The 25,865-nt window shown below is 67.7% G+C and carries 25 protein-coding genes; 10 read left to right on the forward strand and 15 right to left on the reverse strand.

Going from position 1 to position 25,865, the window contains the following annotated elements; genetic code table 11:
• Window positions 1–128: 128 nt before the first annotated feature.
• Window positions 129–1,028: an NAD(P)-dependent oxidoreductase gene (locus IT779_RS20545; RefSeq protein ID WP_332838900.1), complete on the forward strand. Its 900-nt coding sequence runs from the start codon at window positions 129–131 to the stop codon at window positions 1,026–1,028.
• Between the two features lie 42 nt (window positions 1,029–1,070).
• Here IT779_RS20545 and IT779_RS20550 read toward each other — a convergent pair whose 3' ends face one another.
• Genes IT779_RS20550 through IT779_RS20560 form a run of 3 tightly spaced genes read right to left on the reverse strand, consistent with a single transcriptional unit; the run spans window position 1,071 to window position 3,104 of the window.
• Window positions 1,071–1,313 (reverse strand): helix-turn-helix transcriptional regulator, encoded by a 243-nt coding sequence (locus tag IT779_RS20550; protein WP_196150991.1) that lies wholly within the window; start codon window positions 1,311–1,313, stop codon window positions 1,071–1,073.
• Window positions 1,303–2,175 carry an ABC transporter permease gene (locus IT779_RS20555; RefSeq protein ID WP_232541920.1) on the reverse strand — a complete coding sequence of 291 codons (873 nt, stop codon included), beginning with the start codon at window positions 2,173–2,175 and terminating at the stop codon, window positions 1,303–1,305. The genes IT779_RS20550 and IT779_RS20555 overlap by 11 nt, the downstream gene beginning before the upstream one ends.
• On the reverse strand, window positions 2,172–3,104 hold the full coding sequence (locus IT779_RS20560; protein ID WP_196150992.1) for an ABC transporter ATP-binding protein: 933 nt from the start codon (window positions 3,102–3,104) through the stop codon (window positions 2,172–2,174). Before IT779_RS20560 ends, IT779_RS20555 begins: the two co-directional genes overlap by 4 nt.
• 183 nt (window positions 3,105–3,287) lie before the next feature.
• Between IT779_RS20560 and IT779_RS20565 the strand changes: the two genes are divergently transcribed.
• The gene (locus IT779_RS20565) at window positions 3,288–3,734 is read left to right on the forward strand and encodes a nitroreductase family deazaflavin-dependent oxidoreductase (RefSeq protein ID WP_196150993.1); all 447 of its coding nucleotides are present in this window, start codon (window positions 3,288–3,290) and stop codon (window positions 3,732–3,734) included.
• Window positions 3,735–3,880: 146 nt separating this feature from the next.
• On the opposite strand, the gene aroQ is transcribed toward IT779_RS20565, so the two are convergent.
• Both aroQ and IT779_RS20575 read right to left on the reverse strand, forming a co-directional pair.
• Window positions 3,881–4,327 (reverse strand): type II 3-dehydroquinate dehydratase, encoded by a 447-nt coding sequence (gene aroQ, locus IT779_RS20570; RefSeq protein WP_196150994.1) that lies wholly within the window; start codon window positions 4,325–4,327, stop codon window positions 3,881–3,883.
• Between the two features lie 31 nt (window positions 4,328–4,358).
• A complete protein-coding gene (locus IT779_RS20575; protein WP_196150995.1) occupies window positions 4,359–4,952 on the reverse strand; it encodes a hypothetical protein in 594 nt (197 codons plus the stop codon).
• 412 nt (window positions 4,953–5,364) lie between these two features.
• Here IT779_RS20575 and IT779_RS20580 point away from each other — a divergent pair, with 412 nt between their 5' ends.
• Window positions 5,365–7,044, forward strand: coding sequence for an NTF2-like N-terminal transpeptidase domain-containing protein (locus IT779_RS20580; protein WP_196150996.1), 1,680 nt, complete (start codon window positions 5,365–5,367; stop codon window positions 7,042–7,044).
• Between the two features lie 10 nt (window positions 7,045–7,054).
• Here IT779_RS20580 and IT779_RS20585 read toward each other — a convergent pair whose 3' ends face one another.
• The 7 genes from IT779_RS20585 to IT779_RS20615 all read right to left on the reverse strand — a co-directional run bounded on the left by IT779_RS20585 (window position 7,055) and on the right by IT779_RS20615 (window position 12,101).
• The gene (locus IT779_RS20585; RefSeq protein ID WP_196150997.1) at window positions 7,055–7,651 is read right to left on the reverse strand and encodes a Uma2 family endonuclease; all 597 of its coding nucleotides are present in this window, start codon (window positions 7,649–7,651) and stop codon (window positions 7,055–7,057) included.
• A 39-nt stretch (window positions 7,652–7,690) separates the two neighbouring features.
• Entirely contained in the window at window positions 7,691–8,383 is a 693-nt protein-coding gene (locus IT779_RS20590; RefSeq protein ID WP_196150998.1) for a DUF1707 SHOCT-like domain-containing protein, read from the reverse strand.
• 52 nt (window positions 8,384–8,435) lie between these two features.
• Entirely contained in the window at window positions 8,436–9,104 is a 669-nt protein-coding gene (locus IT779_RS20595; RefSeq protein ID WP_196150999.1) for a response regulator, read from the reverse strand.
• Window positions 9,105–9,159: 55 nt separating this feature from the next.
• Window positions 9,160–10,332, reverse strand: a complete 1,173-nt coding sequence (macS, locus tag IT779_RS20600) for a MacS family sensor histidine kinase (RefSeq protein WP_196151000.1) — start codon at window positions 10,330–10,332, stop codon at window positions 9,160–9,162.
• Window positions 10,307–11,563: an AI-2E family transporter gene (locus tag IT779_RS20605; RefSeq protein ID WP_332838886.1), complete on the reverse strand. Its 1,257-nt coding sequence runs from the start codon at window positions 11,561–11,563 to the stop codon at window positions 10,307–10,309. Before IT779_RS20605 ends, macS begins: the two co-directional genes overlap by 26 nt.
• An 87-nt stretch (window positions 11,564–11,650) precedes the next feature.
• Window positions 11,651–11,848, reverse strand: a complete 198-nt coding sequence (locus IT779_RS20610; protein WP_196151001.1) for a hypothetical protein — start codon at window positions 11,846–11,848, stop codon at window positions 11,651–11,653.
• Window positions 11,849–11,894: 46 nt separating this feature from the next.
• Window positions 11,895–12,101 (reverse strand): Fic/DOC family N-terminal domain-containing protein, encoded by a 207-nt coding sequence (locus tag IT779_RS20615; RefSeq protein WP_232541921.1) that lies wholly within the window; start codon window positions 12,099–12,101, stop codon window positions 11,895–11,897.
• A 221-nt stretch (window positions 12,102–12,322) separates the two neighbouring features.
• Between IT779_RS20615 and IT779_RS20620 the strand changes: the two genes are divergently transcribed.
• From IT779_RS20620 to IT779_RS20640, 5 genes are all read left to right on the forward strand, one after another.
• A complete protein-coding gene (locus IT779_RS20620; RefSeq protein ID WP_196151003.1) occupies window positions 12,323–12,562 on the forward strand; it encodes a YlcI/YnfO family protein in 240 nt (79 codons plus the stop codon).
• The gene (locus IT779_RS20625; protein ID WP_196151004.1) at window positions 12,559–12,861 is read left to right on the forward strand and encodes a type II toxin-antitoxin system PemK/MazF family toxin; all 303 of its coding nucleotides are present in this window, start codon (window positions 12,559–12,561) and stop codon (window positions 12,859–12,861) included. Before IT779_RS20620 ends, IT779_RS20625 begins: the two co-directional genes overlap by 4 nt.
• Window positions 12,862–13,050: 189 nt before the next feature.
• Window positions 13,051–14,610 carry an adenylate/guanylate cyclase domain-containing protein gene (locus IT779_RS20630; protein WP_232541922.1) on the forward strand — a complete coding sequence of 520 codons (1,560 nt, stop codon included), beginning with the start codon at window positions 13,051–13,053 and terminating at the stop codon, window positions 14,608–14,610.
• 4 nt (window positions 14,611–14,614) lie between these two features.
• Complete coding sequence (locus IT779_RS20635) at window positions 14,615–15,694, forward strand: lysylphosphatidylglycerol synthase transmembrane domain-containing protein (RefSeq protein WP_196151005.1); 1,080 nt, start codon at window positions 14,615–14,617, stop codon at window positions 15,692–15,694.
• A 228-nt stretch (window positions 15,695–15,922) separates the two neighbouring features.
• A complete protein-coding gene (locus tag IT779_RS20640; protein ID WP_196151006.1) occupies window positions 15,923–16,309 on the forward strand; it encodes a DUF3054 domain-containing protein in 387 nt (128 codons plus the stop codon).
• Between the two features lie 234 nt (window positions 16,310–16,543).
• Here IT779_RS20640 and IT779_RS20645 read toward each other — a convergent pair whose 3' ends face one another.
• The gene (locus IT779_RS20645; RefSeq protein ID WP_196151007.1) at window positions 16,544–17,734 is read right to left on the reverse strand and encodes a helix-turn-helix domain-containing protein; all 1,191 of its coding nucleotides are present in this window, start codon (window positions 17,732–17,734) and stop codon (window positions 16,544–16,546) included.
• 332 nt (window positions 17,735–18,066) lie between these two features.
• Here IT779_RS20645 and IT779_RS20650 point away from each other — a divergent pair, with 332 nt between their 5' ends.
• Together IT779_RS20650 and IT779_RS20655 are read left to right on the forward strand one after the other, a co-directional pair.
• On the forward strand, window positions 18,067–18,525 hold the full coding sequence (locus IT779_RS20650) for a hypothetical protein (RefSeq protein ID WP_196151008.1): 459 nt from the start codon (window positions 18,067–18,069) through the stop codon (window positions 18,523–18,525).
• 1,030 nt (window positions 18,526–19,555) lie between these two features.
• A complete protein-coding gene (locus tag IT779_RS20655; protein ID WP_332838887.1) occupies window positions 19,556–21,262 on the forward strand; it encodes a DUF2339 domain-containing protein in 1,707 nt (568 codons plus the stop codon).
• Here IT779_RS20655 and IT779_RS38830 read toward each other — a convergent pair.
• Window positions 21,228–25,151: an MMPL family transporter gene (locus IT779_RS38830; RefSeq protein ID WP_332838888.1), complete on the reverse strand. Its 3,924-nt coding sequence runs from the start codon at window positions 25,149–25,151 to the stop codon at window positions 21,228–21,230. The genes IT779_RS20655 and IT779_RS38830 overlap by 35 nt on opposite strands.
• Entirely contained in the window at window positions 25,151–25,828 is a 678-nt protein-coding gene (locus tag IT779_RS20665) for an NYN domain-containing protein (RefSeq protein WP_232541950.1), read from the reverse strand. Before IT779_RS20665 ends, IT779_RS38830 begins: the two co-directional genes overlap by 1 nt.
• Between the last annotated feature and the right edge of the window lie 37 nt (window positions 25,829–25,865).

Below are 25,865 nucleotides of genomic sequence, written 5' to 3' on the forward strand. Positions count from 1 at the left end.
TGTTCACGAGGCGAACACCTTCCTGACGATATTTCCGACCTCGAGGTAAGCAACCACACCCGGACGTGCGGTCTTCCCCGGAGGGTACCGGTCGCGCGAGCATCGGAGTCGGCGCCGACCGCAATCGCATCGAGAATCGAAGGGACAACACAATGTCCGAGCAGACCACCCGATCCGTCTCCGTCCTCGGACTCGGGCCGATGGGACAGGCCATGGCGCGGGCCTTCCTCGCGGCGGGCACCGAGGTGACAGTGTGGAACCGCACTCCGGCAAAAGCGCAGGCGCTGGTCGAGGCGGGCGCGCTCAGGGCGGAGACGGTCACCGAGGCGCTGGCCGCCAACGACGTGATCGTGCTCAGCCTCACTCACTACGCCGCGATGTACGAGGTCCTCGAACAGGGCGTGGACCGGCTGCCGGGGACGATCGTCGTCAATCTGTCCTCCGACTCCCCGGACAAGACCCGCGCGGGCGCGGCCTGGGTGCGGGCGCGGGGCGCGGAGTTCCTGTCCGGGGGCGTCATGTCGGCGGGTGACGATATCGCGCATCCCGCGTCCTACATCCTCTACAGCGGTCCGAGGGAGGTCTTCGACGCGCACGCCGACCTGTTGCGGCCGCTGAGCCCGGCGGAGTATCTCGGCGCCGACGACGGACTCGCGCAGATCTACTACCAGGCCATGCTGACCATCTTCCATCCGTGGCTGCTCGCCTTCGACCAGGCCACCGCGGTGATCGAGCGCTCCGGTCACGATATCGCCGGTTTCGTGCCCTTCGCCGTGCGCGCGAGCGCGGCGTTCCCGTACTTCATGAAGCTGTCCGCGGCGGCGAACGCGGCGGGCGGACAGGTCGATTCAGCGATGCTGCGGATGATGGAAGCGGGCGCGCAACACGTGATCGACGCGAGTTCCGAGGTCGGCGTCGATGCGACCCTGTCCCATGCGGCACAGGGTTTCTGGCGCCGAGCCATCGTCGCGAGCGAACAGCAGGGGCGGGCGGTGTCCACCTACGAATTGATCCGCGGCGAGGGGTGAGCGCGCGGATACCGGCCGCCGTGGGGCGGCCGGTACCGGTGGTCATGCCGATTCGGTGCGCGAGCCGAGACGCGGGAACGGGTCGGTCGAGAACACCACTTCGACGGCGACGTCGAAGTGCCCCGCGATGCGCAGCGCCAGGTGCAGGCTCGGACTGTATTCGCCGCGCTCGAGGTAGCCGATGGTCTGGTAGTGCACGCCGAGCGCGTCGGCGAGTTCGCGTCGCGAGATCCCGCGTTCGGCCCGCAACATCGCGATGCGGTTGTAGATGACCTCAGTAGACACGCTTGAGTGCCTTCTCCCGTCGTGCGTCCATGCCAACTCCCGACTCCCGGCGCGCCATCCGGCGCAGGATCGCGGGCGCGAGGGCCAACCCTACGACGGCCCACACGCCGAGCACCGCGGCGGTCTCCGCGTGCCGCCAGGATTGTTCCAGTTCGACGACCACCGCCTCGGGCGGCAGCATCGCCGAGCGCATGCCGAGACCGAGCCAGTACATGGGGAAGACCTGCGCGACCGCCTGTAGCCAGCCGGGCAGGCCGGTGACCGGATAGTAGATGCCCGAGATCGCTATCAGGCCCATGAGCGGGATGGTGAGGAAGAACGTGGCGCGCGAATCCGACAGTGTCGCACCGAGTATCGCGCCGAGCGGCAGGGTGGCGAGCAGTCCGAGCGCGAGCACCCACAGCAGCGTCGCCCACGATGCGGCGTCGGTCAGCGACAGCCCGCCCACGATCGGCATGCCGAATCCGAGCAGTACGACCACCTGCACGAGCACGGTTCCGGCGCTCGTGCCGATCTTGCCGATGAAGTAGCCGACCATGCCGTTGGGAACGGCCTTGGCGCGCAACAGGGTTCCGTCCTCGCGGTCGAGCACCAGGAATTGCGCGATGGCGAAGACTCCGTTGAACGCGATGACGCTGCCGATCACGCCGGGCAGCGCCAGCGCGCCGAGGGTGTATTCGCCGCCGCGGAACGAGGCGTCGCGCATGAAGAACAGCGCGACGAGAAGCACTATGGGCGTGGAGAACTGGTTGACCAGATCCTGTGCGTTGCTGAAGGTCTGGCGCAGTTCTATCGCCGCGCGCACCCCGCCGGCGCGGATCGCCGCAGTTGTCGGGCTCATCGCCCTGGCTGTCGAGCTCATCGGGCCGTCACCTCCTCGAGTGTCCGGAAATCGGTGGGCGCACCGGATTCGTGCTGGTGCACCAATGCCATGTAGGTGTCTTCCAGCGAGGCGCGACGGACCTCGAGTTCGCCGATCTCCTCGCCGTACTGTTTGAACAGTTCGTGCACGTACTTGGTCGATTCGGTGGTGGTGTGCACGAAACGTTGTCCGTCGCGGGTCCAGCGCACCTCGGCCTTGCCGGTGATGCGGCGGGCGAGTTCGTCGGCCGAGCCGTCGGCGATGATCCGGCCGCCCGCGAGGATCAGGATGCGGTCGGCGAGTTTGTCGGCCTCGTCCATGTCGTGGGTGGTGAGCAGGATCGTGGTGCCGTGCTTGTCGGCGAGTCGGTGCACCAGGTCGTGGAATTCGCGTTTGGCCTCGGGGTCGAGGCCGGCCGTCGGCTCGTCGAGGAACAGCACCTCGGGCCTGCCGACCACGCCGACGGCCACGTCGACGCGCCTGCGCTGCCCACCGGACAGGTTCTGGATCTTGGCGTCGGCGTGTTCGGTGAGCCCGACCAGCGCGATCAGTTCGTCGGTGTCCCACGGCCGCAGCGCGTCGCGGTCGGCGTAGGGGGCGTAGTACGAGCCGAGGTGGGCGAGCAGTTCGCGCACCCGCCATTTCCCGTGGTCGCGCCACGACTGGAGGACCACCCCGATCCGCGCCCGCCACGCCTCGTCGCCCTCGGCCGGATCGGCGCCGAGCACGGAAACCGTTCCGGCCGAACGCTTCCGGAACCCCTCGAGGATCTCGACGGTCGTCGTCTTGCCCGCGCCGTTCGGCCCGAGCAGTACCAGTACCTCCCCGCGCCGCGCACGGAATGTGACCTCTCGCAGGACATCGGTACTTCCATACCGCATCCGCAGGCCGTCGACGTCGATGACGACGCCGCTGCCACCCACTGTCATGGTTCCCTCCCGGTTGTGGGTCTCTGTCGATTTGTAGCATACCTACTACATTCGGCAGCGTAAATACTCCCATTCGTTCGGGTGGGTCAGCTCAATTCGCAATAGAGAGCAGTGCTCTTGACTCGCGTGGCCAGCGTATGGAACACTGATCTCAACAGAGAGCAGTGCTCACAAGGAGAGAAAATGAACGCCGAGACTCGCTACATCGCCCCCAAAGGCATCGACGCCATCGTCAACCGGATCTTCAACCTGCTGCCGAAACTGGGGATCAGCGTGCTCGGGTCGCGCCTGCTCGCGGTGCGCGGTCGCAAGAGCGGCGAATGGCGCACCACGATGGTGAACCTGCTCATCGACACCGACGGCGCGCGTTACCTGGTCGCGCCGCGCGGGCACACCCAGTGGGTGCGCAACCTGCGCGTCGCGGGGGGAGGCGAGCTGCGGTTGGGACGCAAAGTCGAAACCTTCACCGCCACAGAGGTTCCCGACGCCGACAAGGTCCCGCTGCTGCGGCTCTACCTGCGCAAATGGGGATGGGAGGTCGGCGCGTTCTTCGAAGGGATCACCAAGGACGCCACCGACGAACAGTTGGCCGAGATCGCGCCGGGCTTCCCGGTGTTCCGCCTCGCCTGAACCGCGGTTCCGGCCCGCTCGTCAGGCCGACCGGCCCGCCCTCGTCGACGGCGGGCCGGTTCGCCCGGCCTGAACGGATTCGTCGCACACGAACGGCCGGGAAGTTCGGCTTCGCCTGAGTAAGGGCCTGCCGGCTGTTCTTGCGGCTACGTCGCGCGGGTGGCCAGGAATTCCACGGCGGCGGCGTACCCGTGGATACCCATCCCCGCGATCACCGCGGTGGCGATACCCGAGATGTAGGAACGGTGCCGGAACTCCTCGCGGGCATGCACATTGCTGATGTGCACCTCGACGATCGGCACCTCCGGAATCACCAGCGCGTCCCGCAGCGCCACCGAAGTATGGGTCAGCCCACCGGGATTCACGACGATGCCCGCCTCCGCGCCGCGCGCCCGATGAATCCGATCGATCAGCGCGCCTTCGGAATTCGACTGGAAATCGGCGATCTCCCGGCCGAACCGGGCCGCCGTGGCGCGACACAGTTCGAGAACGTCCGCGAGCGTCTCCGACCCGTACACCTCCGGCTGCCTTGTGCCGAGCATATTCAGGTTCGGGCCGTTCAGGACGAGGATCGGGGCGGCGGTGTCGGCCATGGGCAACACCCTATCCCGCCCCGAATCGGGCTCACAGCCCCTGCGGTCCCTCCGAGCGCAGGTCGTCCACCTTGCGCATCGCGTCGCGCAATTCCGCCAGCCAGGATTCCGCGTGCTTGCCCGCCAATTTCACGGTCCAGGCGAGTGCGTCGGCCCGTGAGCGCGCCACACCGGAGTCGACGAGGGTGTCGAGCACCTTGCGCTCGGGCTGGCGCAATCTGGTCATGACCGGAACGGCCAACTGGGTGAACATGATTCGCTCGCCGTCCACCGAAACGCCCCACGCCACGCTGCGCCCGTAGCGGTGCTGCGCCTCGCCCGCGATCTGCATCCGCGCCGGGCGGGTCGATTCCCGGAAACGTGCGATGGCGCCCTCCTTGGTGGCGCGCGGCAGTTCCTCGGTCGGCGCGTCGGAGTCGCCGTCGGTCGGTTCCGGGTTCGGCAACGGCAGTTCGCCGATGACCACTATCTCGTCACGGTCGATCTCGATCAGCGGTTTGCCGACGAACCAGTCGGCGGGCAACCGGCCTGCGAACCAATCGGGCACATCGGCGGGATCGGGGAGATCCGCCTGCTGCCATCCGCCTGGCCTGCCGAAACGCCGTCCCCTGTTGTCGTGCCCCATGGGGTTCACCTTCTTCGTGCTTTCGATGCGTCGGTACTTACTCCGACGTGATGATTACAAGATTACGTCGCTATACAGGCGTGCGGTTCCGCTCTGCGTGAACGCGCTCGCGGCGGGGGTATACCGCAGTGAAGACGTTGAACGGCAGCGCTGGTCGGCAGTGGGCTATCGGTGTGAGCCGCCGACATCCACGGTATTTGCCCATCGGTGGGTTTCGGCCGGTACGGTAGCGGCGCCGGTTATCGCCTTGTGACTGGACGACGCTCCTGATCGGCCTCTCGACGACGCCATTTCGGGCACAATCGAGATGCTGAGCATAGGTAACGTCCCGTCTAACGGGGTGCTTACGGGTAGGTAATGATTAGGTACGGTGGTCTTGTTACTGGAGTGACAAGAGTGAAGAGTGGGCGACATGGATGTGTGGGGATCCCGCCGCTTCCGCGTCCGGGGCGCATTGGCACTCACGGCGGCAGCGGCTGTGGTGATAACGCTGGGCTCGTGTGGAATCCAGGCCGAACCGAATGAGGCCGAGAGCGTCGTCGAACGCTTCACCGAGCTCATGGACGAGCAGGACTACACCGAGGCCGCGGAACTGACCTCCTACCCCAATGGTGCTCAAGCAACCCTCAAGCAAATGTTCGAGGGCTTGCATCCCGGCACCGTCGACTACAACAAGACCCAGTTCATCGGCCTCGACGCCGAACAGGGCATCTTCAGCATGGACGTCGCCTGGAACTTCGGCGAGAACCGGAACTGGGCCTACAGCATCCAGGGCACCGTCCGCAAACTCGCCATCGGCTGGCGCATCTCGTGGGAACCCGGACTCGTCATGCCGCAGCTGTCGAATCAGCGGACGGTCAAACTGGTCCACACCCTGCCCGCCCCCGCACCGCGCGTCGTCGACATCACCGGCGCGCCGCTCATGCACGAACAAGTCATCAACGTGATCAGCCTCGACCCGACCAAGATCACCGACCCGGTCGCCTCGACCGACGCGCTCGCCAAAGCCATCGAACCCGTCGCGCCGCTCATCACCGGAGACTCGCTGCGCCAGCAACTGGCGAGTTCACAAGGCAAACCGGTGGTCGCGGTCAATCTGCGCGAAGGCGACTTCGAAATCCTGCAACCGGCCATGGCCGCCGTCCCCGGCGTCGTGATGGAGAAGCAGCCTCGGCTGATCTCCTCCGACCGGCGGGTCTGGTCGCCGCAGCTCGACGCGCTGCGCAAGGTCTGGCAGAACAGCCAGGAAGAGCATTCGGGGTGGGGCGTGCAGATCTTCGAACCCGACGGGCGCCTGGTCACCCAGGTCGCCGGATATCAGGGTCCGCCCGGGCCGGATATCGCCGCAGCCATGGACCAGCGGCTGCAGCGCGCCGCCGAGGACGCGGTGGTCAGCGTCGGCACGCCCGCATCGATCGTGGCGATCCAGCCGTCCAGCGGCGCGGTCGTCGCGGTCGCGCAGAACAGTCAGGCCAGTGAGCACGGGTCGGTCGCGTTCACCGGGCTCTACCCGGTCGGGCGCAATATCGAACTGCTCCGCAACATCGCCGCGATCCAGGAAAGCAAGGCGCCGCAAGATGTTTCGGTGCAGCAGGCGGCCGAGGCCGCGAGCAAGCTCGGCATCGGGATCGACTTCCAGGTCAAGGGGCTCGACGAGGTCACCGGGCGGCTCGCCATCGCGGGCCGCAGCGCCGAACAGGTCCGCCAGGGCGGCGGTTCGGACGCGGTGCTGGCCAGTCCCTTCGGCATGGCCATCGCCGCCGCGTCCATCGCGCGCGGCGCGGTGCCCGCCCCGATGATCGCGCTCGGCCAGCCAGGCAACACCGACGCCCAACTCCAACCGCTGCCCGGCGAAGTCACCGACCGCCTGCGCACCATGCTCCGCGACGGCGCCGCCGCACCCGAATTCGCCCCACTGCGCGCCTACCGCGACGTCACCGGCTTCGCTGCCACCGCGGGCTCCGACGGCTGGCTCATCGCCACCATGGGCGACCTCGCCTTCGCCATCCACATCAACGACATCGACAGCGACAACGCCACCACCCGAATGGCCGCCCGCATGCTCCAATCCCTCGCCTCCCCCGAACCCTGATCAGAGCTGATTACCAGGTGACCTCGGGCAACTCGATATCGATCGGAAACGGCCGGTCGACCTTCAAGCGGCTGCGGAAGATCCCGGTGGGTGCGTAGCCGCCCTCCGGGAGCAGTTCGAAGGTGTAGACGACTATTGCTCCGGACTCGTTCTCCACGCGCCAGAAGCAGGTGATGCCCGCTTCGGAGTATTGGGCCGGGCGCAGGACTCGGTCCTTCGTTTTCGTTCCCGGCGACATCACCTCGATAACCAGATGAACGTCTTTCGGCGGGAACGAAAGCGAGTCCGCGCTCACCACCGCGCGGTTGACCGCGAGCAGATCCGGCTCCGGTACGGTCGGTCCGAGGTCGACCCCCTGCTCGGTGGCGATCACGATGTCGGACGGCGCGATACGGCGAAGCGCGAATTTCAGGATGTCGATGACTTCGTTGTGCCAGTGCGTGGACGGCGCCATCATGACGACTTCACCATCCAGCAACTCGAAACGAGCATCGACGACCTCCATCAGGCGGGGCAGATCACGAGCAGTGAACCCGCCCTTCGGGGGCGTCGGCACCAGCACCATATGACCCCGGATGGGCTCGTCGCAATGCTGGGCGGCGGTCATACCAGGAGAGTACTCGTCGCCGCGCATATCGTGGAACGCTCAGTGGCCGAGGATTTTGCGCCAGTGGACGGCGAAGGGGTGTTTGGCGGTGACGGAGCCGAAGCGGATGCTGCCGTGGACCACCAGGTGGAGTTTGCCGAGGGGTGGGCCGGAACGGACCTTGTTGTTGACGCTGGAGCCGATCAGGTCGACATTGTCGAGGTCGACGGTGGCCTCGGCGGGGACTATGAGGTTCAGCGAGGAGCAGTAGTCGTCGACGTGCATCTCGACCACCTGGGTGGACATGACCGCCTCGGTGAAATCCAGGGTGACGCCGGAGAACCAGTTGTTGAGCAGCAGGCTCGGCGGCACCTGCCACGGGCCGCGGCGGTTGACGCCCGACATGCGGGAACGGATCACATTCCCCGGATTCGTCGGCCGCGGGCGCGGCGGCATGGGGCGCGCGCGGTAGGGCGGCGGCGCGGTGTTCACGAAATGGGGGCGCGGCGCGGCGGGCCCGCCGATCAGGCGCATGCCGGGCAGGTCGACCAGCACCGAATTCAGTTCACCGCGGGTCTTCGCGGCCAGCGCGGTATCCATGCGCTCGGTGAACTCGCCGAGCGACAGCATGCCGAGCCCGACCGCGCGTTGCAGCAACTCACCGACGTGCTCGCGTTCGACATCGGACACCCGCAGGTCACGATCGCCGACAGCGCCGCCGTTCACCATCGATTCCGATTCCGGGCCACCCATGCCTTCGAGGTTACCGACGGCAGCGTCGCTTCGGCATCAGGGCGATCCCGGATTATTCCAACCCTTGTTCGATGGCGTACCGGGTCAACTCCACGCGGTTCGCGAGTTGCAGTTTGCGCAGCGTCGCCTGCACATGATTCTCCACCGTGCGGTGGCTGAGCCCGAGCCTGGTGGCGATCTGTTTGGCCGACAGTCCTTTGGCGACCATGCGCAGCACCTCGGTTTCGCGGTCGGTGAGCGCGGGCCGATGCGGTTCGTCGGGTTCGGCGGGGGTGGTCGCCATGCGGCGGTATTCGCCGAGCACCAGCCCGGCCAGTCCCGGCGTGAACACCGGCTGACCCGCCGCGGTCGCGCGCACCGCTTCGATCAGTTCGGTGGCGGACGCGCTCTTCACCAGATATCCGGAGGCGCCCGCTTTGATGGCGTCGAGGACATCGTCGCGTTCGGCCGACGCGGACAGCACGAGCACCCGGCTGTGCGGTGAGACCCGCAGCACTTCGGCGGTGGCCTCGGCGCCGTTGCCGTCGGGCAGTTGCATATCCATGAGGACCACGGCCGGGCGCACGGCGGCGGCGCGGCGGGTGGCGGCCGCGACACCGTCGGCGGTGGCCGACACCGCGAATCCGGCTTCGGCGAGGTCGCGCGAGACGCCGTCGCGCCACATCGGATGATCGTCGACGACCATCACCGAAATCGGCCCGGCCGCATCTTCCCCGCTCATCGCGCACCTTCCGTTCGCAGTCCAGCCACTATGACATCTCCGACCCGCGGTTCCGTCATGCGCGCGGGATGTGGAATTCCCATTCGACCCCTTCGCCCGCACCTTCGGTGAGCAGTTCGGCGGTGCCGCCCAACGCTTCGATGCGCCCGACGATGGACCGTGACACTCCCATCCGCCCCTCGGCCGCGGCCTGTTCCAGCCGACCCCGCTCGATCCCGACACCGTCGTCGCGCACGCTGACGATCAACTCCGCGCCGGTATCTTCCAGCAACACATAGGCTTTCGCATCCGATCCGGCGTGTAGGCCGACATTGGCCAGCGCCGTCGCCACCGCCGCGGCCACTTCCGTTGCCACCGACCGGCCCACCGGCACCGCTTCGCCGGGAGTGGAGACGAACACCGTCGGCGTCGCGTGCGCGGTCAGCAGGGGCCGCAGGTCGATATCGGCGCCACCCTCGTCGGCCCGCACGCCCTGCTCGGAGATGAGTACCCGCAACGCGACCTCCTGCTCGCCCGCTCGACGCGCCAATTCCTCGGTCGCGCCGCCGATTTCGTCGCCGCGCCGCTTGATGTAGCTGAGCACCTGCAGCACGCCGTCGTGCACCTCGCGCGCCAGCCGTTCGCGCTCCTCGGCGGCGGCGGTCAGGCGCACCGCGCGCTGTAACTGTTCCTGGGCGCGGCGCGCGGTATTGGCGGCCAGGCCGAGCGCGAGACCGACCGAAACCAGGACCGGCATGGTGGCATCGGCCCACACGTCCTGCCCCCACTGTTCGCGCACGGTGATGATGACCACGGACACGAGCACGCCGGAGGCGACGCCGAGGACGGGCCCGCGCAGGATCGCCGCGGAGATCACCGCGTTCGCCGCCCACATGGTGGTCGGCAGGGTCTGGTGTCCGTGATACCAGTCGTAGTCGGCGACCAGTCGGGTCGCGCAGACGAGGGTGAGCACCACGATGTGGTCGCCGATCACGACCGAGGTGCGCACCTTCGCCACATTCGACACGTCCCAGTGCGAGAGCAGCAGCGCCGACATCCCCGACCACACCGCCATCAGCGCGATACACACCCAACTGAGGCGTTGATTGTCGTAGTAGGACACCGACGCGAACTGCTGCCCGACCGCGTACAGCAGCGTGACCAGCCGGAACGCTTGCACGGCTCGCCACAGCGGCGCGGTCGCGGCGTCGGCCGGACTGAGTTCAGCCGTTCGGGTCGGCGCCGTCATCGGAGGTTTTCTCGGGGTGTTCGCGCAGGACCACGGATTCGTCTCGCAAGGTCGCCGCGATATCGAAGCGGTCGGGTTCGGGCCACCGGTCCGGTTCCGCCGAGTACATCCGCCCCGCTTCGCCGGTGCGCAACTCCTCGAACGCCTCCTCGGGACTGTCGGCGAGCAGCGACCGGATCGCCGTGTTCATGACCGCGACGAACGGCACCGCGAGCAGGCCGCCCGCCACCCCGCCGACCACGACGCCCGCCGTGATCGCGAGCACGACCGCCAGCGGATGGATGCTCACCGCCCGACCGAGCAACAACGGTTGCAGCACATGGCTTTCCAGCTGCATGACCGCGATGATGATGCCGAGCACGATCAGCGCCGTCACCGGACCCTTGGTCACAAGGGCGATGAACACCGCGATGAAACCCGCGAGGAACGCGCCGATGATCGGGATGAAAGCGCTGATGAACACCAGCGAAGCCAGCGGCAGCGCCAGCGGGACGCCGAGGATCGCCAGACCCGCGCCGATGCCGATGGCGTCGACCGCAGCCACCGCGACCGTGGCGCGCACGAACCCGACCAGCGTCCCGAAACCGAGCTGACCGGCCACTCGCACCCGTTCGCGATGCGGTTTCGGCACGATCTTGGTGACGAACTGCCAGATCTGGTCGCCGCCGTAGAGGAAGAAGATCAGGATGAACAAGCTCAGGAAGGTGCCGGTGAGTATGTGACCGATCGCGGTCGCGGTGGTGAGCGCACCACTGGTGACACTGTCCTGATTGGACTGGATCATCTTCACGATCGTGTCGCCCGCGCTGCGGATCTGCTCGTTGCTCATATGCGCCGGACCGTTGATGAGCCAGTCCTGGATCTTGTGGATGCTGTCGGTGATCTCGTCGGACAGCTGCGGCAGACCGGCCACGAACTGTTCGACGACGAAGGTCATGATCCCCGCCACCAGGCCGAGTGAGCCGACCAGCGCGACGAACACCCCCAGCCACCGCGGCACCCCCAACCGCTGCATCCAATCCACCACCGGCGCCAGCAATCCGGCGGCGAGCAGCGCGATGGCCAGCGGAATCACCACCGTCGCCAACCGCTGCACCACCATCGACAGCACATAGAAGGCGGCGAAGATGACCAGCAGCCGCCACGCCCACTCGGCGCTCTGCCGCACCAGGGGATGCACCGCGTCGGCGGCACTGGCACGCGCGGACGCATTCTGCTTCTGGTCGCTCACCTCAGCGAGCCTAACCGCCACCCCCGACCCCGCGCCCCGACAACCGTTGCCACCCGGCCGCCGCTCGTCCACCGGCCGACCGAACCCTCAGCGCAGCAGGACGGCGAGCACGTCGGGCGCGGTGAAGCGCCGACCGTAGGAGCTGTCGTCGTATCGCCGAACGACACCTGCCTCGACGAGTTGCCCGACGAGTGCGTTCGCCCTGGAGTAGGTCACCTTCAGGTGCCGCTCGACATTGCGGACACCGAATATCGGCTGCGCGAGCGCATAGTCGACCAACCGCATCGCGTTCTCCGCGCGGAGCCCCGCCGCACGCACCATGGCCTTCAGCTCACCCCGGCGCGAAGGTTCCTTCCAGCGCCGAGGTGCTCTGCGCCTCTTGCCGCAGTGTCGACTGTCGAAGCAGCGCCGGATTGGGCAGTCGACGTGCTGAAGCGTCGAGCGCTGCGAGTGCGGCCCGCGCGTTGGCGACGGCATTGAACGTCGGTACGGTCAGCCCGGGGGTGACCACGGGAAGCGGCTCCGGCACGAAAGCCATATGCGACCACGCACCCCATCGCGAGTCCATCCCGTTGATCGGAACAAGAACACCCGAAGGGCTGTTCACAAACATTTCAGCGCGCACTATGCAAGTCTATGGCAGGTTCACTTGCATTCTCGCCGAGTTTCGCGGCCGAAATGTAAGCCATCGAGCGTCTCCCTGGCTCAGCGCCCCGAGTGTCAACCCAGATGCATACCGATGTTGGTATGCTTTGCGGTATGAGCAAGCAGATCACCATCCGCCTGCCCGATGAGCTGGTCGATTTCGTGGATGCCGAGGTAGCAGCCCAGCATTGCGCTAGCCGTGCTGCTCTGGTCGCCGCTGCCCTCGAGCACTACCGCGAACGAGCCATCGGGGAAGCCATCGTCGCCGGGTATGCCAACATCCCCGACGGTGCGGACGAAGACCTGGACGAATTCCTGTCCGCCGCAGGCAAGTCCGTGTGGGGTGATGAGTGAGGCCGATCCACATCGCCGAGTTGGGCGCCAAACCGAGGCCGGTGCTGGTGCTGACGCGTGAGGTCGCCCGACCGGTACTGAACACGGTTACCGTCGCGCCGATCACAAGCACCATTCGTGGCATACCCACCGAGGTTCGGCTCGACTCCGGCAATGGGCTGGATCATGACTGCGTGGCGTTGCTGGACAAGGTCACCACGATGCCCGCAGGCGCTCTCGGCCGCCGCGTCGGTTATCTGCACCCAGGGCAGGAGCAATACCTGACTGACGCCATCCATGCCGCATTCGAACTGAAGTAGGCAGGGTTCTAAACGGGGCTTCCCTGGGCTTCAGGCGCTGGAATGTCGGCATCCATGCGGTCCTGGGGGTGAATCCTGGCTCTGATCGCTCTTAGCGGCCGACCTGATCGCCGTGCATGTCGTATCCGTGCGCTCGGGCGGGGCTGACTAGCGCCCACACCGTGCCCGTATGAGCGGAACGCTAAATTGATGTCTGTGTCGGCGCCCCTGGAAGCGGTCAAACAGACCATGCGAACGCGCTGGCCGCTGTACTTGACATCGATGCTGTTGGCCAATGCCTTCGGTGCGGTGCTGGTGTGGGCGTTCATCCAGTATGGGCTGCCGATTCCGGAAGGGGAGGCGGCCGGGTCGCGCAGCGTCGGGCTGTTCGTGCCCGCGCTGGTGTTCATCACCGGCGGGCTGTTGAGTCTCGCGGCGTCGGCGCTGATGTTGCGGCCGGTGATGCGGTGGCAGATGCGGGGTGGGCCGCCGAGTCGGCAGGAGCAGATGGCGGCGTTGCATGCGCCGTTGCGGCAGTCGATCGTGCATCTGGTGCTGTGGTTGGTCGGCGGCGCGGTGCTGGCGGCGTTGATCATCTCGAATACGCCGGAGCTCGCGGGCGCGGTGATCGTCACCGAGTGCATGGCGGCGACGATCGTGTTCGGGTTCACCTACATGCTCGGTGAACGCATCCTGCGTCCGGTGGCCGCCGAGGCGTTGACCGCGGGCACCTTCGATCACACGCTGACCCCGGGTGTCGGCACCCGCATGGGCATGACCTGGGGGATGGGCACCTTCGCGCCGACCATCGCGATCGTCCTGCTGTGCGTGACACAGATCACTTCGGATGTGAAGTTCTCGGCGCAGTCGCTGGCGGTGTCGATCCTGTTGCTCTCCGGCGTGGTGATCATGCAGGCGCTCGCGCTGTCCATGCTCACCGGGTCGAGCATCTCCGACCCGATCCGCCAGCTCAGCCAGGCCATCGACCGGGTCCAGGGCGGTGCGCGCGACGTGCAGGTCGAGGTCTTCGACGGCAGCGAGATCGGACTGCTGCAGGTCGGGTTCAACCGCATGATGGAAGAAGCCGCCAAGCGCAGGCAATTGCAGGAACTGTTCGGTCAGCACGTCGGTGAGGAAGTCGCGCAGCGCGCCCTCGACTACGGCACCGAACTCGGCGGCGAGACCAGGTTCGTCGCGGTCCTGTTCGTCGACATGGTCGGATCGACGGCCGCCGCCGCCGAACGCCCGCCCACCGAGGTGGTCGGCCTGCTCAACGAGTTCTTCCGGATCGTGGTCGACGTCATCGACCGCCACCACGGCTTCGTCAACAAATTCGTCGGCGACGCGGCGCTCGCCATCTTCGGCGCGCCGCTGGACCGGCCCGACGCGCCGACCGCGGCGCTGGCCGCCGCAAGGGAACTGCGCGAGGCCCTGCGCGAGGTGCCGGGACTCGATATCGGTATCGGCGTATCGGCCGGTCTCGCGGTCGCCGGGAATATCGGCGCGGCGAACCGGTTCGAATACACGGTGATCGGTGACCCGGTCAACGAAGCGTCCCGCCTCACCGAACTGGCCAAGGACCAGCCGGGACGAGTACTCGCGTCGGGGAGCGCGCTGTACTTCGCCGACGAGAGCGAGCAACAATTGTGGATATCCGGCGACGAGGTACAACTGCGCGGCCGCCGTCGGAAGACGCGGTTGGCGTGGCCGAAGGACGGTGGGGAGCGGCACGAGGATGCAGACAGCGAATCGATCGGTTCGTTAGGGTGACGGCGTGACGGCCGAGAGTGACGCGAAAGGCGGGTCGACACCGAAACCGCCCGCCCGGCGCCGTTTTCGGTGGGTCAAATGGGTTCTCGGGGTGGCCCTGGTCGCGTTGCTCGTCGGCGAGGGCTTCTATCTGTGGCCGAGCCTGCACGAATCCTGGCAGAAGCTGACCGAGATCCACTGGGGTTGGCTCGCGTTGGCTATCTGGCTGCAAGCGTTGTCGATGAGCGGGTTCGGCCGGGTGCAGAAACAGCTGCTGCACGCGGGCGGCGTCGATGTGACGCAGCGCAAGTCGGTCGCCGTGGTCTACGGCGCGACGGCCATGTCGGTGACTTTGCCCGCCGGACAGGTATTTTCCACCGCGTTCACCTATCGCCAGACCCGGCGTTGGGGTGCGAGTCCGATCGTGGCCTCCTGGCAGTTGGTGATTTCCGGAGTCATCGCGACCGCCGGGCTCGCGCTACTCGGTGTCGGCGGCGCGCTACTGGTCGGCAATCGGGTCGGGCCGTTCAAACTCGTGCTGACGCTGGCCGGGGTGGCCGCGTTGATCTGGGCGGGCAACTACATCTCCCGTAATCCGGGATCGCTGGAGTCGGTGCTGCGGCGCACGGTCGCCATGGTCAATCGGATACGGAAGCGGCCCGCCGATCGCGGCATGGACAAGGTCGCCGACGTCCTGAGCCAACTCGAGTCGGTCGATCTGGGCAAACGGGACGGGGTGCTGGTCGGATTCTGGGCGCTGGTGCACAGGTTCAGCGACGTGGCGTGCCTCGGTGCGTCCTGCTACGCGGTCGGCGCCGACCCCAAACTGTCCGGTCTGCTGTTGGCTTTCGCGGCGGGCAAGGCGGTCGGCTCGATTCCCTTCGCGCCCGGCGGCATCGTCTACGTCGACGCGACCCTCATCTACGGTCTCACCGCCGCCGCCGGGCTGCCCGCGGCCCAGGCCGTCGCGGTGGCCTTCGTCTACCGCCTGGTGAGTTTCATCATGGTCGCGATCGTGGGCTGGATCGTCTTCGCGTTCCTGTTCCGCACACCGCAGGCCGACGACGCCGAATACGAGAAGGAATTCGAGCAGCGCCGCATCTGAGGTCGCGTGGCCGCCGGCGCGCCGCGTGGTGCTGCACGTGAGATGACACTGCCCGTGTCACCAGGGCGTTGGGTCGCCTTGTCACCGGATCACCGGGTTCACCGGTCGCAGGGTTCGTCGTACTGCCTGTGGCGTCGGAAACGCGAGTGACGTGGGCGCCGAAACGTGGTGGCGCGCGACACCGTGGCGGCGCGGAGGCTGCGCGGCGGATCCGATTACGCTGGTCGCGTGCAGAGAATAGCCCCGTACGCGGTCGATCTGGCGCTGGTCATCCTGTTCGCGGTGATCGGTCGGAGCACGCACGACGAGGCGATATTCGCCGGCCTGCCCAAGACGGTGTGGCCGTTTGCCGTCGGCCTGGTCGTCGGGTGGGCGGCGGCCTACGCCCTCGCCTGTCGGCGTGGGCCCCGTCGCGACGACGGATTCAACCCCATGCGAGTATGGCCAACCGGTGTGCTGGTATGGGCGTCCACGCTCGCGATCGGCATGGTGTTGCGGGCGCTGAGCGGACAGGGGGTCGCGGCAAGCTTCGTCGTGGTCGCCGCGGTGGCGCTCGCGCTGTTCCTGATCGGCTGGCGTGCGGCAGTCAGGGCGCTGCCGCGCAGTATCCGCTGACTCACGATCCGCTGACTCACGCCGTCGCCTGATGCCCGCGGCCCACCTGACGATTCGCGATGCGGGTGGCGAGTTCGAAGGGTCTCTGCGAGTGCGTGGTTCGGCCATCTATGCCTGCGGCGGGCTGCGTCGGCGCCTGCTCGGTTTTCTACGCCCGCGCGGCGGCGGAAGGTCCCACCTGCGTGCTTCGGTCTTCGATGCTCGCGTGGCAGTAGAAGGCCGGCCGTGCGCGATTCAGTCGTTGACCCCGATGCGGCGGGCGAACGCGCGCAGGGGGACTCGGCGGTCGTGGTCGAGCAGTTCGGAGACCACGTGGCGAGGCAGGGTCTGATACTTCATCCAGTCCTTGCCGCCGACCCGTTCGGCGTTGAGCAGGGCGTCGAGCGCGCGCTGGTATTGACCGGTGCGCGCCCAGGCGACCGCCGTGTCGGCCAGGTGCCTGGCCCGCGAGGACTGCGGCAGGCCGATGTTCATCGGCATCTCCTTGGCCGCCGCGAGTGCCTCGGGATAGCGCTCGGAGGACACGTTCACGTCCACGGTCTGCATCACGACCTGTGAAGGACCGAAGTAGGTCTCGTAGTCCTGCCGGTCGACGCCGATGCGCAGCGCGACCTCACCCGCCGTCTCGAGCAGCGACAACGCCTCCGGCACATCCTGCGCGCGACCCGCCGCCGTAGCCCCCTGCAGGACCAGCGAGCCGTAGGCCGAGAGGTGCGCCTGACTTTCGTCACCGGACGGTTCGAGATTCGAGGCCGCGCGTAAAGCGACCTTGCGGGATTCGTCGTAGCGGCCCTGCACGAGCAGCTGCCACGCGACCGAGCCGCGAATTGTGGCGAGCAGCAGGGGATCGTTGCCGTGTTCGGCGGCGCCGAGAGCCTGGCGGATCGCGAGGAAAGCCGGATCGGTCTGGCCGAGATGCACCAGTGTGCAGCCGGTCACCCAGTACATCCTGGCGAGCAGCTCGTTGGCCGGGGCGACCGATCCGTTGCGCGCGGCGTGCACGGTGGCGCGCAACTGCGTGAGTCCGGAAGGCAGGATGGTGGTGAGCAATTCGTAGCGGCCCGCCCAGTAGGCGCCCCACGCGTAGTCCACCGAGCGGCCGCCCTCGTCCAGGCTCACGGCCTGTTCCTCGGGAAGTTCGCCGAGCAGATCGTCGACGCTGGTGAGCGCGCGGCGAATCGCGACGATGCCTTCGTCGGGATTGCCCGAAGGTATCCCGTGTCGCTTTCCGATCAGATCGGAGATGTCGACATCCAATGCGCGCGCGATCTTCTGGAGGCTCGCTATGGACGCCGTCTGGCGTCCGCCCTGCTCGAGCTTGCGTACGAGATCGACACTGACTCCCGCTTGATCGGCAAGTTGGCGCTGCGTGAGCGCTTTGCCACGGAAGCGCCGGATCCGCACCCCGATCGACGTATCGTCCATGGTCCCGAGTCCTTTGTTAAATCCAGGTTTCAGGATACGACGCTAAGCGATCCAGGTCACCCCCTGGTGGGACATTACGTACGACCGGTTCGGTCTCAGTTGGAATACCGTTGCCTTTCTGCAAATTTGAGAATGCAAAGGGCGGCGGATATGACAATCATGTCGAACACCACCGTGCGGGCTTCTCGCGCCGATCGCGCGAACGGCCAGGGGGCACAATCCGATCGACAGGCACACGCGACCCGTGGCGCCGACGGACCGCGGAACTTGCTACTACCACCGCAGATCACCAGCATTGTTCGGGCCGGCGTTCGTGGCGAGGGGTGAGAAGAATGTTCGAAGACTGTCGCACTCCACACGACATCGCGCATCTGCTGCGACATCGATACGGGCTGCCGGTGCAACTGCTCGCCGGTCGTCCGATGATCGTCACCGGCTCCATCCTCGGCGCCGTCGTCATGCCCCCGGAACTGGGCCGCAAGATCCTCGGCACGCTCGACCGCAGCTACACCGCCCCCGTGATCGCCGATCCAGGCGAACGCACCTGGACCTTCCTGGTCGCGCCGCCGAGCCCGGCCACGACGGTCGAGGTCGCGGTCCGGCGCTACCTCGCCGGACATCAGGTCACCGTGACGCCCGGCGGCCGTCAAGTCCTGTTGCCCACCACCGATTCACCGCTCGGCTGGCACTGGGCGGGCGAACCCGCGCCCGGCGTGCTCCGCATGCCGCCGCGCTCGGCCGTCATCGGCGCCGTCCACCAGGTGACCGGCGTCCGGGCGCCCGCGCAGTAGGCCAACTGGCGAGTCCGGCCCCCACTCGTGTGCGCGGGTGGGGGTCGGTCGGGTAGTTCTCGACGGCGCGGCGGGTGTTTCTACTCATGTTCGGCGACGCCCGCGCACCGACGATGGTTCTATGACGACCTCCATCGACCCGGCGCTGATCACACGGCTCTCGGGTGAGTTCACCGCCCTCGGCACCCGGATGGGCGTCCTCGGCCACGACCTCGACCTCCTGCGCGTCCAACTCCTCGCCGACCTCGACCCGACCGCACCCCGACCATCCGGTGCCGCGACGAATCCCCTCGGCGTCCCGATCGCACCGAGCACGCTCCCGGCGACATCCGGTGGCGTCGAGACGAAGTCGGCGGATCGAGGCGGGGACGGGGCCGCCGACATCGGAAGCTCTCCGGCCGAGAAGGATTCCGTTGCCGGTAGCGGAGAACTGGATTCTGTTGCAGTGTCGAGCTCTTCGTCCGAGACAACCGGTCGACGCTCGGCAGATCCGCACGGAACTGCGCCGGACTCCGGAATCGGGTATCCGGAAACCTCGGTGGCGCAGCATGGTTCGCCGCGCAAGGCGGGAACATCGGCCGGTTCGCCGGTCCCCGCTGCGCCGTCGTCGAGTGGATTCCCGCCTGCGACGCCGGTGCCCGGCGGGCCGTCCATGCCGGTAAGTCCTTGGGCAGCGCCAGGATCGGCGGGAGTCCCCGGAATGGGCGTGCCGACGTCGGGGGCTCCGGTGCAGGGAAGGCCGGAGGTGGGGGTTCCTGTACAGGGTGCGCTGGTGACGGGAGCTTCGGGGCAAGGTGTGCCCGCACCGGGAGTTTTGGGGCGAGGTGTGCCCGCGCAAGGTGTTCCGGTGCAAGGTGTGCCCGCACCGGGAGTTTTGGTGCAAGGTATACCCGCGCAGGGCGTTCCGGCACCGGGGATTTCTGTCCAAGGTGCGCCTGCGCCTGGAGTGCCGCAGGCATCGGGGTGGCCGGGTGTGGCGGCCGGGGCGGGGCCGATGCGGCCGGGTGTGCCGTTTCCGCAGGGTGGGCCGGTGCCGCCGTATGGGGGCGGACAGGCGCCGCCTCGGTGGGGGGCGCCCGCGCCGGGGTGGGCGCCGCCGGTGCCGCCTCGGCGGCCGGTGGTCGCGCGGACGCCGTGGTGGCAGCGGGAAGGAGTGATCAGTCGGGTGCTCGCGGTGGCGGGTGTCGGGGTGACGCTCATCGGTGTCGTGATGTTGCTGGTGCTCGCGGCGCAGGCCGGGTTCTTCGGGCCGGTGCCGAGAGTGGCGGCGGGCGCGGTGTTCTCGGTGGCGTTGATCGGCGCGGGGCTGCGAATATTCGGACGCAGCGGCGGTCGGGTCGGGGCGATCGCATTGGCGGCCACCGGATTCGCGGGCGCGTATCTGGATGTGATCGCGGTGACCGCGATCTACGACTGGCTGTATCCCGCGCTCGGGCTCGCGGTGGCGCTCGGGGTCGCGGCCTGCGGCGTCGCGCTGGCGATGCGGTGGCAGTCGCAGCCGTTGGCGGTGCTCGTGGTGGCGGGCGCGGCCGCACTGTCACCGGTGGTCGGTTCCGGACTGCTGTTGCTCGGGTTCCTGATTGTGCTCCAACTCGCCTGTGCACCAGTTCAATTGGTGCGCGACTGGCCTGCGCTGCACATCGTGCGCACGTTGCCCGCGGTGCTGGCCGCGATCGCCGTCACCCTGATCGCGGCAATCGACAGCCCCGAAGGTGATGCGGTGCGCGACTTGCTGATCGCCGCCGTCGCCATCGGCGTGATCGGCCTGGTCGGCACGGTGCTCGTGGTGCGCCGCCGCGCTTCCGATGTGACCGCGACGGTGGCGTTCGCCTTGTCCACGGTGCCGCTGCTCGTGGTGCCCTCGGTGCTCGACCGGGTCGGCGCGACGGTGATCGCGGGCGGCACCGCTGCCGTGCTGCTTGCCGTCGGCGCGCAGTACCTGGTCCCGAAACTGCGTGCGCTGGTGGGGATTCCGGCGCACACCGCGACGGTCGCCGCCGCCGCGAGCTCGCTGGCACTGGTCGAGGCGTGCTTCGGGGTGACCGACGCGCGGACCCTGCCCATCGCGCTGCTGCTGGTGGCGATCGGATATCTCGCGGTCGCGGGTCAGCGGCGCAGCCCGGTGGCCCTGGTCATCGGCGGGCTGTTCGGATTCCACGGCGCGAGCGTGTTCCTCTCCGACGCCTCGCCGGAAACCCTGGCCTCGTCGAGTCTGGCGGCGGAGTGGCTCGACATCTGGACCGTGCTCGCGGCCGCTGTCCTCCTCGCGACCGTCGCGGTGGCGGTGTGGGCGATGCGCGCGCGGCCCGGCCTGTCGCCCGGCTCGTCCGCGGAGTCGGTGCTCTGGGTCGTCGCGAGTGTGATCTGCCTGTACGCGGTGACTGCGGCGACGGTGGCGCTCGGGGTGGTGTCGGGCGCGACGGACGGATTCGTCGTCGGTCACAGCGCCGCGACCATCCTGTGGATGGCGGCGGCGACGGCCGCGCTGTTTTACGGACTGCGGAATCTGGCGCGCTCGACCGCCGTCGCGAAGGTGGCGCTCGGTTCGGGCCTGCTGGTGACCGCCGCCGCCTTGGCCAAACTGTTCCTGTTCGACCTGGCCACCCTCGACGGCCTGGTGCGGGTGGCGGCGTTCCTCGTGGTCGGTGTGCTCCTGCTGGTCGCGGGCACCCGCTACGCGCGTGCTTTCGCCGAGGCGGGCGCTACTCGTGATCGCGGCGGCGAAGAAGTTCGTTGACGCTGACCGTGCGGCCGTCGCCTCCGCTGTGACGGCCCTCGTCGCCGTTGTCCGCCACACGCCGCCGCGAGGACCGCAACTCCGCCATCCAGTTCTCGATGGTGTTGCGGTTCTCCTCCGGCACCACCTCGCCGGGTGCGTCCTGCTGGATCTGCGCGTCCTCGCCTTGGCGCGGGGTGGACACCGCGGGCGGTATGTGCGACAAATCGCTGGGCCGCACCTGATTCTCGGGCCGCAGCACGGCGGGTGTCGGCTCGGTGGGCGGCAGATCCGGAGTCGGGTACCGACCGGAATCGTAGGACGGCAGGCCCGGTTCGCCGGAAGTCAGAGCGGATTCGCGCGTCACCTCGGTGCTGTCCCAACCGGAATCGGTCCGAGTGGCCTCGAAAGGCAGATCGGTTTCACCGGTGCGGCGACCGGATTCGCCGGAATTCCAGAGGGATTCGGCGGACAGCTGGTCGGAATCGCCGGCGGGACGGTTCGATTCTCGACCGTTCCAAGCGTTTTCGGCGGACACCGGATTCGAGTCGTCGAAGGGGTGGCCGGAAAGCCAGGAAGATTCGTCGGATCGCCGACCCTGCTGGTCCGCGGTCTGATCGAAATTTCCGGCCTGGGTGAAACTTCCAGCGTTCCACGCGGCTTCGGCGGGGAGCGGATTCGAATCGCCGGACAGTTGTCCTGCCTGCCAGGGGGACTGGTCGGGATCGCCCGCGGGACGGCTGAACTCCTCGGAAGTCCGAGCCGTGGCGGACCGATCGGCATCGCTCGCGAACCGACCGAAATCGCCGGGGGTCCAAGAAGATTCAGCGGACCGCAGGCCTGGTTCGCCGAACTCGCCGGAGTTCCGCGCGTTCGCCTCCTGCTGTTCGCTCGCGATTCGGCTCAATTCACTGAGAGTCCAAGGAGCTGCGCTGGGCGCTCGACCGGCGTCCTCGGCCGGCCGACCGTACTCGCCGAGGCTCTGCCGTTCGTCGGCGGACGACCGGGCGGAATCGAAACCGAGTCGATCCGGGCCGGCCGGGTTCCGCCCGATCTCGTCGGTGGGGCGGCTGTACTCGCTGGAAGTCCGACCGTTGTCCGCGGACGACCGGTCCGGATCGAAGCCGGGTCGGCCTGCACCGTTCGAGTTCCGAACGGCCTCGTCGGCGGGGCGACCGTATTCGCCCGAGGTCCGACCGTTTTCGGTGGAAGGCACGGAATCGAAGCCGGGTCGACCTGAACCACCTGAGTTCGGAGCGGCCTCGGCGGCGGGGCGACCGAACTCGCCGTTGTTGCGACCGGCCGAGTCGGATGCCGAGGACGGGAGGCCGGAATCGCCTACGGGACGGAAGGATTCGGACGAGGACCGACCGGAGTCGAGCGCCGACCCGTTCGCTTCCGGCGCACCGGAACCGTTCGGCTCCGACGCGTTCGGCGGCACCGCGCGCGGACGCGTCGGGTCGGGCGCTGCCATCGGTGCCGGTCGCGGCGGCGCGGCCGGACTCTGCCGCGGCGCGGACTCACCGCCGGACGCCCGCTTCGGCGCGGCACCCGAACCGCCCGCGCGCGCACCGCGCCCGACCGACCCGATGCGCGCCGTCGGCGCCTCGGCTTCGATCTCAGCGACGGTGCGCGGCCGCCGCGGCGACTTGCGCAGCTTGCCGCCCTCGACGGCGGGGATCGTCATGGTGACCGGATCGGTGATGGGCGTGGTCTTCACCAGGTCGACCACTTCGCCGCCGCCGGGACGCTCGTCGTCCAGGGTGATCTCGCCGAGGCCGATCCTCTCCTGGATGCGCTGCATCCAGGCGGGCGCCCACCAGCAGTCGTCGCCCAGCAGTTTCATGGTGGCGGGCACGAGCAGCATGCGCAGGATGGTGGCGTCGATGAACAGCGCCGCGATGAGACCGTAGGCGATGTACTGCATCATCACCAGGTCCGAGAACGCGAAGGCGCCGACGACCACGAGCAGGATGAGCGCGGCGGCGGTGATGATGCGACCGGTCTGCGCGGTGCCGATGCGCACCGCCTCGGTGGTGGACGCGCCCTGTGCCCTCGCCTCGACCATGCGGGAGAGCAGGAACACCTCGTAGTCGGTGGACAGGCCGTAGATGACGGCGATGATGAGCACCAGCACCGGCGACATGATCGGCTGCGGTGTGAAGTTGAGCAGTTTCGCGCCGTGCCCGTCGACGAATATCCAGGTCAGGATGCCGAGGGTGGATCCGAGGCCGAGCGCGCTCATCAGCGCGGCCTTGATGGGCAGCACGAGCGAGCCGAAGGTGAGGAACATCAGCACGGTGGTCACGAAGAGGACCAGTGCGATCATCAGCGGCATGCGGTCGAGCAGCGCGTCGATGCTGTCCTTCTGGATCGTCGGCTGTCCGCCGACATACATTTCGACGCCGTCGGGTATCTCGAGTCCGCGCAGATACTCGATGGTCGGGTCGAAGTTCTCCGAATCCTGCAGCGTCGCACTGGTGCGGTAGACCGTCTGGTCGGAGTTGGATCGGCTCGGCACCTCGAAATCGCCGGTGAGACCGGGCGCTTGGCTGGCCTCTTTCCAGAGTTTGCCAACGGCGCCGCTGTCTTCGGAGACGAAGACCAACTGCACCGGGTCGGTCTTCTTCAGCGGGAAGATCTTGTAGAACTCCTCGAGCGCGGTGCGCGTCGAGTTGTCCGGCGGCAGGTAGCGCTCGTTGATGCCGCCGAAGGCGAGATTCTTCACCGGGATGATCAACAGCAGCAGCAATACGCAGATCGGCACCGCGATCTTGAGCGGATGCTTCATCACCCACTGCGTGCTCTTGCCCCAGAAGCCGTTCTCGATCTCCTCGGCGGTCTTGGTCTTGCGGAAGCGCTTGAGGCCGAGCGCGTCGACGCGCGGGCCGAGGATGCTCAGCGCCGCGGGCAGGATGGTGATGGAGGTCAGCGCGGCCAGCGAGACGGTGGCGATGGTGCCGAAGGCGACCGATTTGAGGAAGCCCTGCGGGAACAGCAGGATGCCGCCGAGGCTGGCGATGATCATGGTCGCGGAGAACACGACGGTGCGACCCGCCGTCATCACGGTGCGCCGCACGGCCGCCGCGGTGTCGTAGCCTTCGGCGACCTCTTCGCGGAACCGGCTCACGATGAACAGGCCGTAGTCGATGGCGAGACCGAGGCCGATCATGGAAACGACGCCGCCGACGAACGAGTTCACCTCGGTGAATCTCGTCAGGAACATGACGATGCCGTTGGCGCCGATGATCGTGAGTCCGCCGATCATCAGCGGCAGCGCGGCCGCGACGACGCCGCCGAAGATGAAGAACAGCAGCACCGCGACGGCCGGAATCGCCAGCATCTCCATGCGTTTGGAGTCGCTGGCGATGGTGTCGTTCAGCGTGCCCGACACCGCCTGCAGGCCGGTGACCTGCACGTCGACACCCGGAATGTAGAAGGTGTCCTTTACTTTCCGGTAGTTGCGCACCATGTCGGTGTCGTTGTCGCCGACGATGGACAGCGAGGCGAAGCTGTACTTCTTGTCCTTGGACCCGAAGGTCAGCGGGACGCCGGGCCCGGTTTCGGTCTGCCAGTACGCGCCGTTGACCCGCGAGATCTCGTTCGGATGGTCCCTCGGCAGCGAGTTGAGACTGTCGACGACCTTCTGACGGAACTCGGGATCGTCGATGGTCTTGCCGTCGGGCGCGGTGTACAGCACGATCACGTCGCTGGTGTGATCACGTCCGAAGGCGGCGTCGGCGATGCGCGCGGCTTTCGCCGATTCCGAGGTCGGGTCGTCCCACCCGCTGGAGCTGAGATGGTCTTCGAGCCCGAAGCCGTAGCCGCCGAGCGCCAGAAGTGCGGCTCCGACCACGCCGATGACGGCGAAGCGCAACCGATAGACCAGATCGCCCCAGCGTGTGAACACTAAGCGACTCCTTGAGCTGGGCGAGAGGTGAGCAGTGCCGACAACGGCCGGAACGGCTGAAGCCAAGCACCCTCGTCGGGCAGCGAGTCGAGGCTCACCCGCGGCAGCGGTTCACGGAACACGCCGGGGATGTCCTCGAGGTCGATGAATTCGAGGGTATCGGATGTGACGGCCCAACTCGCGTGCTCGCGGAAGCCGAGCACCTGAACCGGGACTCCGTGCGCGGCCAGCGATTCGAGCGGTTCGCGGAACGCCTGGCCGTCGGCGGAGGCGACCATGATGCCGGCCAGGCCCGCGCCGCGACTGCGTAACTCGATGTGGGCCAGCATGTCGGAGTCGACATCGGAGTCGTCGTCGATCTTCGGTTTGGCGAAGACCGCGTAGCCGACATTGCGCAGCGCCTCCACCCACGGTCGCACCACGTCGGCGGTGCCCGGTGCGATATTGGTGAAGACGGTGGCCTCGGCTTCGATGCGGCTACCGCCGACCGAGAGTTGGGCGGTGCGGGCGAGCAGCCAGCGTCCGAGCGCGTCGAAGCGCGGTCGGTAGGCGGCGGTGGGGCGGCCGCCGAGGATCGCGCCGAGGCCCATGTCGAGGTTGGGCGCGTCCCAGACCAGCAGCACTCTGCGCACGTCGGGCACCGAGCCGCCGCCGAGGTCGATGACATCGTGCGCCATCTCGCCGACACTCATGACGCCACCTCGCGGGCGGGTA

Origin of the sequence: Nocardia bovistercoris, assembly GCF_015674855.1 — a bacterium.
Classification (GTDB): domain Bacteria; phylum Actinomycetota; class Actinomycetes; order Mycobacteriales; family Mycobacteriaceae; genus Nocardia; species Nocardia bovistercoris.

Coding starts and splice junctions, on each gene's coding strand:
- IT779_RS20555 (WP_232541920.1), bottom strand. CDS start 2,175: ATGAGCTCGACAGCCAGGGCGATGAGCCCGACAACTGCGGCGATCCGC.
- IT779_RS20560 (WP_196150992.1), bottom strand. CDS start 3,104: ATGACAGTGGGTGGCAGCGGCGTCGTCATCGACGTCGACGGCCTGCGG.
- IT779_RS20565 (WP_196150993.1), top strand. CDS start 3,288: ATGAACGCCGAGACTCGCTACATCGCCCCCAAAGGCATCGACGCCATC.
- aroQ (WP_196150994.1), bottom strand. CDS start 4,327: ATGGCCGACACCGCCGCCCCGATCCTCGTCCTGAACGGCCCGAACCTG.
- IT779_RS20575 (WP_196150995.1), bottom strand. CDS start 4,952: ATGGGGCACGACAACAGGGGACGGCGTTTCGGCAGGCCAGGCGGATGG.
- IT779_RS20580 (WP_196150996.1), top strand. CDS start 5,365: ATGGATGTGTGGGGATCCCGCCGCTTCCGCGTCCGGGGCGCATTGGCA.
- IT779_RS20585 (WP_196150997.1), bottom strand. CDS start 7,651: ATGACCGCCGCCCAGCATTGCGACGAGCCCATCCGGGGTCATATGGTG.
- IT779_RS20590 (WP_196150998.1), bottom strand. CDS start 8,383: ATGGGTGGCCCGGAATCGGAATCGATGGTGAACGGCGGCGCTGTCGGC.
- IT779_RS20595 (WP_196150999.1), bottom strand. CDS start 9,104: ATGAGCGGGGAAGATGCGGCCGGGCCGATTTCGGTGATGGTCGTCGAC.
- macS (WP_196151000.1), bottom strand. CDS start 10,332: ATGACGGCGCCGACCCGAACGGCTGAACTCAGTCCGGCCGACGCCGCG.
- IT779_RS20610 (WP_196151001.1), bottom strand. CDS start 11,848: ATGCGGTTGGTCGACTATGCGCTCGCGCAGCCGATATTCGGTGTCCGC.
- IT779_RS20615 (WP_232541921.1), bottom strand. CDS start 12,101: ATGGCTTTCGTGCCGGAGCCGCTTCCCGTGGTCACCCCCGGGCTGACC.
- IT779_RS20620 (WP_196151003.1), top strand. CDS start 12,323: ATGAGCAAGCAGATCACCATCCGCCTGCCCGATGAGCTGGTCGATTTC.
- IT779_RS20630 (WP_232541922.1), top strand. CDS start 13,051: ATGTCTGTGTCGGCGCCCCTGGAAGCGGTCAAACAGACCATGCGAACG.
- IT779_RS20645 (WP_196151007.1), bottom strand. CDS start 17,734: ATGGACGATACGTCGATCGGGGTGCGGATCCGGCGCTTCCGTGGCAAA.
- IT779_RS20650 (WP_196151008.1), top strand. CDS start 18,067: ATGTTCGAAGACTGTCGCACTCCACACGACATCGCGCATCTGCTGCGA.
- IT779_RS20665 (WP_232541950.1), bottom strand. CDS start 25,828: ATGGCGCACGATGTCATCGACCTCGGCGGCGGCTCGGTGCCCGACGTG.